Genomic DNA, 13,840 nt, shown 5'->3' on the forward strand with positions numbered 1-13,840 from the left:
CCACTTCCCGCTCCGAATGTAGCAAATCGGGGGCCGGGAACCGTGTTTCGGCCGGGACTACCCGAATGCCTCTCCCACAAGTTACCTTTGCCCGCTATGGACAACCGCGCCCTTATCCGTGCCTTCCGCCTCACGGCCCAGCTACTGGAGCTGCACGAGGAAAATCCGTTTAAAATCCGGGCCTATGAGGGCACCGTCAATGCCCTGGAGCAGCTAAGCGTGCCCGTGGCCAGCATTGAGCGCCACGGCCTGCCCGACCGCACGGGCCTAAGCAAAACCGCCGCCGCCAAGGTGGCCGAAATGCTGGATACGGGCTCGTTTGAGGAGCTCACGCGCCTGCTGAGCATCACGCCGCCCGGCGTCATCGAATTGCTCAATATCAAGGGCATCGGCCCCAAGAAAATCCGGGCCCTGTGGAAAGAGCTGGGTATTGAAAGCCCCGAGCAGCTGCGCCAGGCCGCTGAAAACAACGAGGTCAGCAAGCTCAAAGGCTTCGGTCAGAAAACCCAGGACTCCATCCTGGCCGCCCTGGAGTTCACGAGCCAAAGCCAAGGCAAGCTGCTGTATCCGCAGGCCGAGGAGCTGGCCGAGGACCTGGCCCGCCGGGTGCGCGAAGTAGCCGGCGTGGAGCAGGCTGCCGTAGCCGGCGAAGTTCGCCGCCGCCTCGAAACCATTGAAACTGTGCTGCTGGTGGTGGCTACTACCCAACCGGCGCAGGTGCATGATTTGCTGGATCAATTGGAAGGCATCACGCCCGATGCGCGCCGCAGCGGCCCCTTTGCCTGGCGCGGCACGGCTACTACCTCCGGCGTGAAGGTGGAAATCGTGCTGGCTACCCCCGCTAGCTTTACCAATCAGCTGCTGCTGCACTCCGCCGCCGAGCCCCACCTGAGCGGTGCTATTTCAGCGGAGGCCCGGCCCGGCCAGCCCGCCACCCTGCGCCAGTGGCTGAAGCGGGAGCAGTTTTCCACCGAGCAGGATGCATACCAGCGCGCCGGCCTGCAGTACGTGGAGCCCGAGCTGCGCGAAGGACTGGGCGAGCTGGCTTTGGCCCGCGAAAACAAGCTGCCTACCTTGCTGGAAGACCAGGACCTGCGCGGCTCCCTGCACAACCACAGCACGTACTCCGACGGCAGTCACTCCCTGCGCGAAATGGCCACCTTCCTGCGCGACCAAGGCTACGAGTACCTGGGCATCTGCGACCATTCACAGGCGGCGCACTACGCCAACGGCCTGCAGCCGGAGCGCGTGCGCCAGCAGCAGCGCGAAATTGAGCAGCTCAACCAGGAGTTGGCCCCGTTCCGCATCTTCAAGGGCATTGAGTCGGATATTCTCTCCGATGGTTCCCTGGACTACACCCCAGCGGTGCTGGAAACCTTTGATTTCATTGTGGCCTCGGTGCACTCCAACCTAAAAATGGATGAGCGCAAAGCCACCGCCCGCGTACTGCGCGCCATTGAAAACCCCTATACCACCATGCTGGGCCACCCCACGGGCCGGCTGCTGCTGCGCCGGGAAGGCTACCCCCTCGACCACAAAGCTATTATCGATGCCTGCGCCCAGCACCAGGTTATCATTGAAATCAATGCCAACCCCTGGCGCCTGGACCTGGACTGGCGCTGGGTGCACTACGCCCTGGACAAGGGCGTGCAGCTCAGCATCAACCCCGACGCCCACCACACCAACGGCTACGCCGACATGCGCTACGGCGTGCTCATGGGCCGCAAGGGCGGGCTAACCAAGGCCATGACCTTCAATGCCAAGTCGGCGGCCGAGGTAGCCGAGTATTTCGCCCAGCGCAAGGCCGGCATTAAGGCTCCGTTGGAGTTTAAGGATTCGTTGTTTGGCTGATTGCCAGATGCCAGATGCCAGATGCCAGATGCCAGATGCCGGTTGCTAGTTGCCGTAGATGCCAGTGGCTAGTTGTCGGTTGCTAGTCGCTGGGTTATATGTTGACCGCGCGGTAAAAGGGCGTCATGCAGAGCGCAGCGAAGCATCTCGCGCGAGTCGTTGAGTTACCCCAACGTCAGCACGCGAGATGCTTCGCTGCGCTCTGCATGACGTTCTTTCACCCCCTTGATCTGCCACTTCATCACCTCATTACCTCATCACCTCATCACCTGTCGCCTACACCCATGAAAATTCTGGTTCTGCGCTTTTCTTCCATCGGCGACATTGTGCTGACCACGCCCGTGGTGCGGTGCCTGAAGCTGCAGGTGCCGGGGGCGCAGGTGCATTTTGCTACCAAGCCGGGCTTCCGCAGCTTCTTGGAGCCTAACCCCTACATCGACAAGGTGCACTGCCTGACGGGTTCGTTGCGGGAGCTGGTAGCGGAGCTGAAGGCCGAGCAGTTCGACTTCGTAGTGGACCTGCACCACAACCTGCGCACGGCCCTGCTGAAGGCCCAACTGGGGGTAAAGTCAGCCTCATTTGATAAGCTGAACTGGCGCAAGTGGCTGCTGGTGCGCTTCAAAGTGAATACCCTACCCCGCGTGCACATCGTGGACCGCTACCTGGAAGCGGCGGCGCCGCTGGGCGTCAAAAACGATGGGCAAGGGCTGGATTACTTTATTCCGGCTGCGGACGAGGTGAACCTGAGTGCGGCGCTACCCCCAATTTTTCAGCGTGGCTACGTGGCTTTTGCCATTGGGGCCCAGCATGCCACCAAGCGGTTACCCGTGGAGCGCATTATCGAGCTGTGCGGTCTGCTGCGCCAGCCCGTGGTGCTGCTGGGTGGGCCCGAGGACGAAAGCACGGGCCACATTATCGAGCTGGCCTTTGACAGCCAGGCGGCCAGTTCTCCGCCCGCCCCAGCCCGGATTCCTGACAGCCCGTACTACTTCCCGCCGCTTCCGGCCTCACCGGGCCCGGCCACGGTTATTTACAACGCCTGCGGCAAGTTCAATCTAAATCAGTCGGCGTCCTTAGTGCGGCAGGCGCGCTTCGTGGTCAGCCACGATACTGGTTTAATGCACATAGCGGCGGCGTTCCGAAAGGAAATATTCAGCGTGTGGGGCAACACGGTACCAGAGTTTGGCATGTATCCGTACCGCACAGAATTCCGCATTTTAGAGGTGCCAGGCCTACCTTGTCGGCCGTGTTCCAAGATTGGCTACGAAAAATGCCCCCAGGGCCACTTCCGCTGCATGCGGGATATTTCATTTACGTTAGACTTGCCCCCAGCCCGCGACGGACGGTAAAATTCAATTTTTGGTAAGCAAAGAAACGCGTGATATTGGGGAGGTATCTAGTATACTTGTGGGCTGATTGGTCAGGCATAATCCTAAAATCATTCATTTTCTTTCTACTATGCAAGTTTCTACCCTTCGGGTACTGATGGTTCTATGCGTGTCCGTGCTGTTAACGGCCTGTGGACCCAGTATTTATATGGCCCAAGACTTCCGGTCTTATGCCCCCAAGCACAAGACGGTAGCCATTCTACCCGCTGCCGTTACCATGCAGCTGCGCCCCAACCAAATGAAGAGCACCACTCCGGCCCAGTTGCAGGAAATGGAGCTGAAAAGCGGACACGACTTCCAGGAAAAAGTGTACTCCTGGCTGCTTCGCCGCAAAACGCAGCGCGGCTACACCGTTGACTTTCAGGACGTAATGCAGACCAATGCCCGCCTGCGGGAAAGCAACATTCCTTACAATGAGCTGCGCACTCACTCTCCCCAGGAGCTGGCCAAAATTCTGGGCGTGGATGCCGTGTTGACGACTAGCGTGCGCACGACCAAGCCCATGAGCGACGGGGCCGCCGTAGCCGTAGGCCTGCTGGTAGGCGCCTGGGGCGCTACCAACCAAGCCAACATCACCGTGAACATTCACGAGGGCGAAGCCGGAAAGCTGCTGTGGAAGTACGATTACCTGGCTTCGGGCTCCGTATTTAGCTCCACCGAGAACATCGTGGACCTGCTGATGCGCAACGCCTCCAAGAAATTCCCTTACACGCCAAAATCCTGAAGATAGCTCTGCCTGACCGCCGCTATCTTATTGAGCCGCTTCTGCCTGCCGGGCAGAAGCGGCTTTTTTGTGCAGGCAAAGGTTGTGCTGAGGTAGCACCGGGGACGCTTCATGTTTTTGGAGGGGTATTTTGGTGGTTAAGTGAGGCAAGCCAAGGAAAAATTCGTACGTTCTGACTCCAACTAGTTGCCCTATTTTACTTACTCCCACGTTTACCATGCCCGAAACCTCTGTACCCACCACGGTACTTGTTAAAGTAGGCCCCGAGGCCCTGGTCGCCGAAATTCAGGCGGGCCAGCACACGTATTTCGTGGATGAGCCGCGCAGTGTAGGCGGGCAGGACCAGGGGCCTACCCCGTACGACTTGCTGCTCTCAGCCCTGGGTGCGTGCACGGCCATTACGCTGCGGCTGTACGCCACCCAAAAGAAGTGGCCGCTCCAGGGCATTGAGGTCCGCCTTAGCCACCGCCGCGTCCATCGCCTCGACTGCGACCAGTGTGAGCAAGCCGGGGAAATGCTGGAAGAAGTCCGCAAGGAGCTGCGCCTGCTTGGGCCCCTGAGTCCGGAGCAGCGCCAGCGCCTCCACCTTATTGCCGACAAGTGCCCGGTGCAGAAAACGCTCACTAGCGGGGCTCTGCGCGTGGTAACCACGGTGCTAGAATAAGCGTGTTGCAGCCTTAGCTAGGCCAGCTACCATTCACTGGCCGAGGATTAATTCGTTTGTGCTTTGCCTTTTCCCTTCCCATGCCTCTCTGCCACCACCTCCATTCTCTTGAAACGATACGACCCGCACCCGCCGAGCCAGCCTGCCCCGAGTGCGTGGCCCTGGGCGACACCTGGGTGCACCTGCGGGTATGCCAGACCTGCGGCCACGTGGGCTGCTGCGACTCCTCGAAAAACAAGCATGCCACCCGGCACTTTCACGCCACCCAGCACCCGGTGGTTATTTCGGCCGAGCCCGGCGAGCAGTGGGCCTGGTGCTACGTGGACAGTCAGCTGGCCGAATACTGAGGTGCCGCCACACGGATTCGCATATCTTTGCTCTTTACCGCGGCGTACGGGGTACACCCATCCGCCGGATCTGGTGTTGACTGCTCTCCTATGTCGTCTTTAAGCATTTCCGTTGACATCCTTGCCCGCCTGCGCCACGAAACGCGGGCCGTGCACGAGGCGCTGGAGCAGTTGCCCTTCAACCAGGCCCTAGGCAACGGAACCATCACGGAGGCGCTTACCCGGCAGTTTCTGGCCCGGCTCTACGGCTTCGTAGCGCCTTTCGAAGCCCAATTACAGTCCAAAGAAGAGTTGCTGGGTCCGGCCTGGGAGCTGCCCCGTCGCTACCGGGCTCAGCTGCTGCGCCAAGACTTACCCGACACTGGTACCCTGCCGCTTGTGCCCGAGTTGCCACCCTTGGCAACCCGCGCCCAGCTTCTGGGAGCTATGTACGTGCTGGAAGGCTCTACCCTGGGCGGGCAGGTAATTGCCCGTCAGCTGGCCAAAGCTGGTATTCCGGCCCGCGCCTACTTCAGCGGCCACGCCGAGCAGACCGGTCCGCTCTGGAAAACCTTCGTGGGGCTGCTCACGCAGGCCGCTACCCCCGATAACGCCGATGACATCGTAGCGTCGGCCTCGCTTACTTTTCAACGCTTACACGCATGGTTAGAACAGGCGCAACCCTGACCGATGAAAGCCTGGTAGGGCAACCCATTACGCTCACCAATTGCGACCGGGAGCCCATTCATATTCCGGGTTTAATCCAGCCGTATGGGTTTCTGTTGTGCTTGGACCCGCGCACCCACCGGGTAGTGCAGGCCAGCGCCAACACCGACCAGTTGCTGGGCCTGGCCGCCGAAACCCTCATCGGTCAGGACCTGACGTTCCTCTTTACCGAAGAGCGGTTGCAGGAGCTGTCTACCCAGTGGTTTACCCTCGATGAAAACCAGCGTCTGCAGGGCGTGCGCCTCGATCAGCTGGCTACTCAGCCCTACTTCAAGCTTATTCAGCACCGCTTCGATGACTTGCTGTGGCTGGAGTTTGAGCCCGTGCAGGACCTGACCGTTGGGCCCCTGGACATGCCTTCCCTGAACGAGGCCCTGGGCCAGATGCTGGGGGCTACATCGGTCAAGGAGTTTTGCCAGCACGCCGTGCGGCAGGTTAGCAGCATTACCGGCTTCGATAGGGTAATGCTCTACCGCTTTGCTGAGGATGAGAGCGGCGAAGTGGTGGCCGAAGCCTGCCGCCCCGACATGGAGCCCTTCCTGGGGCTGCACTACCCGGCCACCGACATTCCGCAGCAGGCCCGGGCCATGTACCTGCGCAACTGGCTGCGTTTTATTGCCGATGTGAATTACGCGGCCGTGCCCCTGGTGCCCGTGCGCACGCCCTCCACCGGCCGCCCGCCCGACATGACCTACGCTACCCTGCGCAGCGTGTCGCCGATTCACGTGGAGTACCTGAAAAACATGGGCGTACAGGCTTCCATGAGCATTTCTCTGATCCAAGACGGGAAACTGTGGGGCCTGCTGATGTGCCACCATGAGTCGCCGCGCCTGGTTAGCTACGAGTTGCGCGACCTGTGCCAGTTCATCGGCAAAACGTTTTCCTCCTTGCTCAAAAGTAAGGAGCAGGCTGAGATATTCGCCTACCAGTTGCACCTGCGCGAAACCCAGGCCCGCCTGTTTGCCCTGATGGCCGAGCTGCCCGATTTCCGCCGGGCCCTCTATGAGCACACGCCTACCGTGCTCGATGCCTTTGAGTGCGGGGGCGTGGCCGTGTGCTTTGATGGGGAGCGGGCCCTGCTGGGCGCTACTCCCAACCCCGCTCAACTCAATGAGCTGATCAACTGGCTGCACACCAACGTGCCGGAGGAGGTTTTCTATACCAGCTCCTACGCGCGCCACAACACGGCCGGCGTCCAGATTCGGGCCGTGGCCAGCGGTATTCTGGCCATCAGCCTCGACCGGCAGCACCGTGACTATATCATCTGGTTTCGGCCCGAGGTATTGCAGCAAGTAACCTGGGCCGGCAAGCAGCAAAAGCAGGAGGAAAGCCGCAACGGCGAAATCGTGCTGTCGCCCCGGCAGTCATTTGCGGCCTGGAGCCAGTCAGTGGAAAACACGTCGGAAGCGTGGCGCCCCATTGAAATTGAAGCCGCCCAGGAGCTGCGCCTGCGCGTGGCCGATATGCGCCTGAAAATGTTCAGCGAAATGGAAGCCCGTGCCGCCGTGCTCAGCCGCCTCAACACGGAGTTGGAGCGCAGCAACGAGGAGCTGGACTCGTTTGCCTACGTGGCCTCCCACGACCTGAAGGAGCCATTGCGGGGCATTCATAACTACTCCCTGTTTCTGCTGGAAGATTACGCCGACAAGCTGGACGAAGAGGGCGTAGAAAAGCTCCGCACCCTGATTCGCCTGAGCCAGCGCATGGAAAACCTGATTGAATCCCTGTTGCAGCTTTCCCGGGTGGGCCGCCTGGAAGCCGAGCTGCGCCCCGTAAGTGTGCAGGCCGTGTTGGCCGAGGTAACGGATATTCTGCAGGTGCGCCTGCAGGAAACCAATACTACCTTAGTGGTGGAAGGGGAGCTGCCCGTGGTGCTGGCCGATGAAGTACGCCTGCGGGAAGTGTTCAACAATCTGCTTACCAATGCTATGCGCTACAACGATAAGCCCGACCGTTACGTATGGGTAGGCGTGGCGCCCGACGGCCTGCTGAGCCCGCGCGGGCCCGTACCGGCCACCTTCCGAACCCTGTACGTGCGCGACAATGGCATTGGCATCGACCCCAAGCACCACGAAAACATCTTCCGCATTTTTAAGCGCCTGCACGGACCCAACAAGTACGGCGGCGGCACGGGGGCGGGCCTGGCCATCGTGAAAAAAATGATTGAGAAAATGGGCGGGCAAATCTGGGTCGATTCCGTGGCCGGCCAGGGTTCCACCTTTTACTTTTCTGTTCCAACCCCCGAATAAGTTGAATACAACTGCTATTAAGCCTATTCTGATTGTAGAAGACAGTACCGAGGATTTTACGGCGCTGGGCAGGGCGTTTCGCAAGCACGCGCTCCAGAACCCCGTACTCCGCTGCGAGGACGGCGAACAGGCCCTTGATTACCTGCAAGGCCAGGGCAAAGGGCGCATGGTCGGCTGGCCGCAAGCCTTGCCCGCCATCATTCTGCTGGATTTAAACATGCCCGGCTTAGACGGGCGCGACGTGCTGGGCGCCATCAAAGGCGACCCCAGCCTACAGTCTATTCCGGTGGTCATGTTTACTACCTCCGCCAACGCCAAGGATGTGGCCGCCTGTTACCAGCTGGGGGCCAACAGCTACCTGACCAAGCCCCTTGCCTACGCCGACCTGGAGGAGAAAGTCCGTCTGATTGTGCATTATTGGCTGGAGGCTTCTGAGCTGCCCGCTTAGCCCGCTGACCCGTTGCTTATTCCCGCGTGAAAAGAATCTTACTGGTTGAGGACAGTGACACCGACCGGGCCGTACTGCGCCGCTACTTGAGCCGAAATCCGGGTGAAACCCTGCACATGCACGAAGCTACCACGGTAGCTGAGGCCGTAGCCGCGTTTCAGCAGTACCAGCCCGACTGTGTCCTGATCGATTACAACCTGCCCGACGGTACTGGACTGGATGTGCTGGAGCACTTTAAGCAGCTGGTACCCGTTGAGCTGCTGTGCGTGGTGATGATAACCGGCATTGACAGTGGGGAGCTGGCTGTGCAGGCCCTCAACAACGGCGCCCTGGACTACCTCATCAAGCACCGATTCGATCAGGACATGCTGCTGAAAGTGGTGCGGCATGCCATTGAGCGCAATGAGTGGCGGCAGTACCAGGCTCAGTACCACTCTAACCTGGAACGTGTCAACCGGGAATTGCGGCAGTCGTTGGCCCAGCTGACGGAAACCCGGCAGGAACTGGCTACCACCAACGAAAACCTGCGCGCAGCTCACGCCGAAGCCCAAACCCGCAACCGCGCCCTGGATGCCGCCAACCGCCAGCTGGCCCGCACCAACCAGGACCTGGACAATTTCGTGTACGCGGCCTCCCACGACCTGAAACAGCCCGTGCAAAACCTGCAAGGCCTGTTCGAGGAGCTCGGCCGGGTAGTCGATTTCAACGATGGAGGCGAAAGTCAGCTGCTGGCCACGATGACCAAAGCCTCCTTACAGGAGCTGCTGGCGACCATCAATGACTTGTCGGTGATTGTGCAGGACACCCGGCAGCCGTTGTCGGCCATCCAGGAAGAGGTAGCCCTGGCCGAACTGACCGACGACATGCAGCAGGCCCTGGCCCCGCAGTTGCGCAGCACCGAGGCCGTCATCGACTATGACTTTCAAGCCCTGCCCACGGTGCTCTACAACCGCGGGCACCTGCGCACCATTCTGCTGAACCTGCTCAGCAACGCCCTGCGCTACCGCCACCCCGACCGTGCCCCGCGGGTGCAGGTGCGCGGCTGGCGCGGCCCCGCCGGCCAGGCCATGCTGTCCGTCACCGACAACGGCCTGGGAATTGACTTGCCCCGGCACCAAGCCGATTTGTTTCAGCTGTTTCGCCGCTTCCATCCCGAAGCCGCTGAAGGAACCGGGGTTGGGCTGTTCCTGGTCAACCGCATTGTGGAAAGCAACGGGGGTGAATTGCGGGTAGAAAGCACGGTAGGCGAGGGTACCACTTTTCACGTTACGCTGAGTTCGTAAAAGGCAAAGAAAAAGGCGGGGGGTAGCACGGCTTCTTTCCATGAGAAAGAGTTCGTGCTACTCCCGGCCTTTTAAGTAGTAGGGAGCAAAAGTCTTCGCCGAAGCAATTCTACCCGATTTTGCTGAACCCGCAGTAGGAGTGCAGCGCTTCGGGCAGATGGATGCCATCTTCCTGCTGGTTGTTCTCCAGCAAGGCGGCCACAATGCGGGGCAAAGCCAGGGCCGAGCCGTTAAGCGTGTGCAGTAGCTGGGTTTTGCCGTTTTCGGTACGGTAGCGCAGCTTTAGGCGGTTGGCCTGGTAGGTTTCAAAGTTCGAGCACGACGATACCTCCAGCCAGCGGCCCTGGGCCGCCGACCACACTTCCAGGTCGTAGGTGAGGGCCGAGGTGAAGCCCATGTCGCCGCCGCAGAGGCGCAGCACGCGGTAGGGCAGCTGTAGCTTCTGGAGCAAGCCTTCAATGTGGGCCAGCATTTCTTCCAGCTGGGTATAGCTCTGCTCGGGCAGGGCTACCTGCACAATTTCTACCTTATCGAACTGGTGAAGGCGGTTAAGACCGCGCACGTCGGCGCCCCAGGAGCCAGCTTCGCGGCGGAAGCACGGCGTGTAGCCGGCGTTGCGGATCGGGAGCTTTTCCGGCGGTACAATTTCGTCGCGGTAGAGGTTGGTGATGGGCACTTCAGCCGTCGGAATCAGAAACAGGTTGTCCTGGGCATCGTGGTACATCTGGCCTTCCTTGTCGGGGAGCTGGCCGGTGCCGTAGCCGGAGGCCTCGTTGACCATCACCGGAGGCTGAATTTCCACGTAGCCGGCGTCGCGCGCCTCGTCCAGGAAAAAATTGATGAGGGCCCGCTGCAGCCGGGCGCCCTGGTTTTTGTACACCGGAAAACCCGCGCCCGTAATCTTGACGCCCAGGTCAAAATCAATGATGTCGTACTTCTTGATCAGCTCCCAGTGGGGCTGAGCGCCGGCGTGCAGGGTCGGCTGCTGGCCTACCTCGCGCACCACCTCGTTGTCCTGGGCCGTGCGGCCTTCCGGCACGCTGCTGTGGGGCAGGTTGGGTAGCTTATAGAGTGTTTGCTGAAGGGCTAGCTCCACCTGGCTCAGCTCGTCGGCGTGGGCTTTGGTTTGCTGCTTGAGCTCGGCGGTGCGGGCTTTCAGGGTTTCGGCGCCGGCTTTGTCGCCCCTTTTCATCAGGCCCCCAATCTGGCGGGCCAGCTCGTTGGCTTCGGCCTGGGCCGAGTCGTGGGCCGTTTGCAGGTCTTTGCGGCGCTGGTCCAGGGCCAGAATGGCCTGCACATCGGCTTCGGCGGTTTTATAATGTTTTTTGGCCAGGCCGGCCAGCACCGCATCGGTGTGCTCTTTCAGGACAGAAACTTGCAGCATAACAGCAGAAAACGCAGAATGGAATAAGACAAAAGTAAACGGCTTATTTAATAGATGCAGGGGGCGGGCAAAAAATCCGGTAGCCCGGCCCGGCCGCGGCCCGCTCAAGGCTACCGGATCCGGGAAAAGGGAATGATAATTGCCCCGCAGCAGTTAAGCGGTAATTGGCTGGCTGGGTGTATCCTTTTAGTCAGATTCCGCGTTATCAATCCAAACTGCAAAATCTTCCCTTTGATTTGGCAGTTCCGGCACATTCCGCTAACATTGCAAGTAGTAGCCGGTGCTGGCTGCCGGGCACGTTGGGTATTCTTCCCGCGCCCGGTCGGCAATTCTCTTCTGTGCTTTCCGGCCCACCCACGGTTCTCACTCCTCGCTTCTTTCTTGCGTTTGGCGCTGCGTCGCGGCTGCTATTTGTGCCCGGAATGCCCTGTGCTGTCCTTTTTGGTTTCCCGCCGCCCCGCCTGAATTTTTCGCTCAGCTTTTTATATGTACACTATTGACGAGTTGAAGGACCGATTGCTGTCCGAACTAAAGGAAATTGCTGAAAAACTAAACGTTGGCAATTTCAAAAAACTCAGCAAGCAAGATCTGATTTACAAGATTCTAGATCAGCAAGCTATTACTCCTCCCGATAAGCTTCCCCAAAAAGTGAAAACGGCCGCGGCTCCGGCCGCTCCGGTGGAAGAGCCCACCGCCGAGGCCGCGCCGGCTCCGGCCGCCAAAGCTGCCCCTGCCCGGGCCCCGCGCGCCCCCCGCCCCGCGGCCACCCCGCGTCGTGAGTCCGCCACCCGTAGCAAAGCTGCCGCTACGCCCACTGACGCGCCCGCCCCGGAAGTTGCCCCCGACGCGGCAGCCGCTGCCCCCGCGCCCGAAGAAGTTGCTACCCCCGTTAGTGCCCCGGTTAGCGCGCCTGAGCCCGCCCTGGCCGCAGCTGCCGTTGAAGCGCCCGCCCCAGAAGTAGCGGCCGAAGCTGCCCCGGCTTCCGACCGGCCCGTGAAGCTGTACCAGCGCCCGGAGCGGCGCACCCGCACCGACCGCGCCGGCCGGCCCATTGTGGCAGCTGGGGAAGTAACCGCCGAAACTACTACGGCTGAGGCTCCCACTGACCAGGTAGCGGAAACTATCCCCGTTCCCCAGGACGTAGCCGCCCCGGCTCCCGCCCGCGAAGCACGCCCCGCCGAAACTGCCGTTAACGGCCGTGAAGGTCGTCCTGAGCAGCCCCGCGTGTTCCGGGAAGGCCGCGAGTACCGCAATGATGTTCCCCGGGAAGGCCGCAACGACGCGCCCCGGGCTGATTTCCGCTCCGACGGAGTGGGCCGGCCCGAGAGCAACGGCCGCGGCGACCAGCCCCGGGAGCAGCGTAACGACGCGCCCCGGGCCGATTTCCGCCCCGACGGCCTGGCGCCGCGCGACGGTCGCCTGGACCAGCCCCGCATTGCTCGGGAAGGTGGCCGCCCCGATGCCCGTGAGCAGCGCGAACAGCGCCGCGAGGAACGCTACGCCGCCCGGGAGCTGCAGCGCCAACAGCGCCAGGAGCAGCGCCAGTCGGAGCGCCAGGGTCAGCCGGTGGGAGTGGCCGAGCAGCCACGCCCCGAGCGCCCGGAGCAGCAGCGCCCGGCCCGCCAGGAGTTCGACATTGTAATTCCCGGCGAAGGAACGTTGGAAATGATGCCCGACGGCGGCTACGGCTTCCTGCGCAGCCCGTTCTACAACTACCTCGCTTCGCCCGATGATATTTACGTGGCCCCGCAGCAGGTAAAGCAGTTCGGCCTGAAAGCGGGCGACACGGTGAAATGCACCATTCGGCCGCCCCGCGAAGGTGAGAAGTACTTTGCCCTGGTGGGGGTAGAAGGCATCAACGGCCGCTCCGTAGAGGAAGCCCGCGACCGTATCCCGTTCAACAACCTGACCCCATTGTTTGCCGAGGAGCGCCTAAAGCTAACTACCAAATCGGGCCAGTACAGCACCCGGATTCTGGACTTGTTTGCTCCCATTGGTAAGGGCCAGCGGGGCCTGATTGTAGCCCAGCCCAAAACCGGCAAAACGGTACTGCTCCAGGAAATTGCCAACTCCATCAGCGAAAACCACCCCGAGGTGTACCTGATGATTCTGCTCATTGATGAGCGCCCGGAGGAAGTAACGGACATGGCCCGCTCGGTGAAGGCCGAGGTGCTCAGCTCCACCTTCGACGAAACGGCCGACCGCCACGTCAAAATTGCCACCATTGCCATGGAAAAGGCCAAGCGCCTCGTGGAGTGCGGCCACGACGTGGTGATTCTGCTTGACTCCATTACCCGCCTGGCCCGCGCTTACAACACGGTGCAGCCCGCTTCCGGCAAAATCCTGTCGGGTGGTGTGGATGCCAACGCCCTGCACAAGCCCAAGCGCTTCTTCGGCGCGGCCCGCAACGTGGAGGACGGCGGTTCGTTGACCATCATTGCCACGGCCCTGATTGAGACTGGCTCCAAGATGGACGAGGTAATCTTTGAGGAGTTCAAAGGCACTGGCAACATGGAACTGCAACTGGACCGCAAACTGGCCAACAAGCGCATCTTCCCAGCCATCGACGTGCCCGCTTCCGGTACCCGCCGCGAGGACCTGCTTATGAGCAAGGACGAGCTGAACCGTATCTGGGTGCTGCGCAAGTTCATGTCAGACATGACGGCCTCCGAAGCTATGGAGTTCCTGAAGGACCGCATGAAAGGCACCCGCGACAACGACGAATTCCTGATGGCCATGAACGGCTAAGCGTAAGCGTTGAGTCACAAAAAGGCCCGTTCCGCAGCTGCGGAACGGG

General features: G+C 60.9%; 11 protein-coding genes. 10 read left to right on the top strand and 1 reads right to left on the bottom strand.

Going from position 1 to position 13,840, the window contains the following annotated elements:
- Positions 1-96: 96 nt before the first annotated feature.
- From IEW18_RS02655 to IEW18_RS02695, 9 genes are all read left to right on the top strand, one after another.
- Entirely contained in the window at positions 97-1,851 is a 1,755-nt protein-coding gene (locus IEW18_RS02655) for a DNA polymerase/3'-5' exonuclease PolX (protein WP_188556250.1), read from the top strand.
- A 284-nt stretch (positions 1,852-2,135) separates the two neighbouring features.
- Complete coding sequence (locus IEW18_RS02660) at positions 2,136-3,200, top strand: glycosyltransferase family 9 protein (protein ID WP_188556251.1); 1,065 nt, start codon at positions 2,136-2,138, stop codon at positions 3,198-3,200.
- 109 nt (positions 3,201-3,309) lie between these two features.
- Positions 3,310-3,963 carry a hypothetical protein gene (locus IEW18_RS02665; RefSeq protein WP_188556252.1) on the top strand — a complete coding sequence of 218 codons (654 nt, stop codon included), beginning with the start codon at positions 3,310-3,312 and terminating at the stop codon, positions 3,961-3,963.
- Between the two features lie 217 nt (positions 3,964-4,180).
- Positions 4,181-4,627, top strand: a complete 447-nt coding sequence (locus IEW18_RS02670; protein ID WP_188556253.1) for an OsmC family protein — start codon at positions 4,181-4,183, stop codon at positions 4,625-4,627.
- Positions 4,628-4,707: 80 nt separating this feature from the next.
- The gene (locus IEW18_RS02675) at positions 4,708-4,974 is read left to right on the top strand and encodes a UBP-type zinc finger domain-containing protein (RefSeq protein WP_188556254.1); all 267 of its coding nucleotides are present in this window, start codon (positions 4,708-4,710) and stop codon (positions 4,972-4,974) included.
- Between the two features lie 90 nt (positions 4,975-5,064).
- A complete protein-coding gene (locus tag IEW18_RS02680; RefSeq protein ID WP_188556255.1) occupies positions 5,065-5,640 on the top strand; it encodes a biliverdin-producing heme oxygenase in 576 nt (191 codons plus the stop codon).
- A complete protein-coding gene (locus IEW18_RS02685; protein ID WP_188556256.1) occupies positions 5,616-7,928 on the top strand; it encodes an ATP-binding protein in 2,313 nt (770 codons plus the stop codon). Before IEW18_RS02680 ends, IEW18_RS02685 begins: the two co-directional genes overlap by 25 nt.
- Before the next feature lies 1 nt (position 7,929).
- The gene (locus tag IEW18_RS02690) at positions 7,930-8,376 is read left to right on the top strand and encodes a response regulator (protein ID WP_188556257.1); all 447 of its coding nucleotides are present in this window, start codon (positions 7,930-7,932) and stop codon (positions 8,374-8,376) included.
- 26 nt (positions 8,377-8,402) lie between these two features.
- Positions 8,403-9,659 (top strand): ATP-binding protein, encoded by a 1,257-nt coding sequence (locus IEW18_RS02695; protein ID WP_188556258.1) that lies wholly within the window; start codon positions 8,403-8,405, stop codon positions 9,657-9,659.
- A 109-nt stretch (positions 9,660-9,768) separates the two neighbouring features.
- Here IEW18_RS02695 and serS read toward each other — a convergent pair whose 3' ends face one another.
- Entirely contained in the window at positions 9,769-11,043 is a 1,275-nt protein-coding gene (gene serS, locus IEW18_RS02700) for a serine--tRNA ligase (RefSeq protein ID WP_188556259.1), read from the bottom strand.
- Between the two features lie 486 nt (positions 11,044-11,529).
- Here serS and rho point away from each other — a divergent pair, with 486 nt between their 5' ends.
- Positions 11,530-13,791 carry a transcription termination factor Rho gene (gene rho / locus IEW18_RS02705; protein ID WP_188556260.1) on the top strand — a complete coding sequence of 754 codons (2,262 nt, stop codon included), beginning with the start codon at positions 11,530-11,532 and terminating at the stop codon, positions 13,789-13,791.
- Positions 13,792-13,840: the final 49 nt, after the last annotated feature.

This window comes from Hymenobacter glacieicola, from assembly GCF_014640315.1.
GTDB lineage: Bacteria > Bacteroidota > Bacteroidia > Cytophagales > Hymenobacteraceae > Hymenobacter > Hymenobacter glacieicola.

What these genes read in the sequence shown, in the direction of transcription:
- IEW18_RS02660 (WP_188556251.1), top strand. Translation starts at nt 2,136, where the DNA reads ATGAAAATTCTGGTTCTGCGCTTTTCTTCCATCGGCGACATTGTGCTG.
- IEW18_RS02680 (WP_188556255.1), top strand. Translation starts at nt 5,065, where the DNA reads ATGTCGTCTTTAAGCATTTCCGTTGACATCCTTGCCCGCCTGCGCCAC.
- IEW18_RS02670 (WP_188556253.1), top strand. Translation starts at nt 4,181, where the DNA reads ATGCCCGAAACCTCTGTACCCACCACGGTACTTGTTAAAGTAGGCCCC.
- IEW18_RS02685 (WP_188556256.1), top strand. Translation starts at nt 5,616, where the DNA reads ATGGTTAGAACAGGCGCAACCCTGACCGATGAAAGCCTGGTAGGGCAA.
- IEW18_RS02675 (WP_188556254.1), top strand. Translation starts at nt 4,708, where the DNA reads ATGCCTCTCTGCCACCACCTCCATTCTCTTGAAACGATACGACCCGCA.
- rho (WP_188556260.1), top strand. Translation starts at nt 11,530, where the DNA reads ATGTACACTATTGACGAGTTGAAGGACCGATTGCTGTCCGAACTAAAG.
- IEW18_RS02665 (WP_188556252.1), top strand. Translation starts at nt 3,310, where the DNA reads ATGCAAGTTTCTACCCTTCGGGTACTGATGGTTCTATGCGTGTCCGTG.
- IEW18_RS02655 (WP_188556250.1), top strand. Translation starts at nt 97, where the DNA reads ATGGACAACCGCGCCCTTATCCGTGCCTTCCGCCTCACGGCCCAGCTA.
- serS (WP_188556259.1), bottom strand. Translation starts at nt 11,043, where the DNA reads ATGCTGCAAGTTTCTGTCCTGAAAGAGCACACCGATGCGGTGCTGGCC.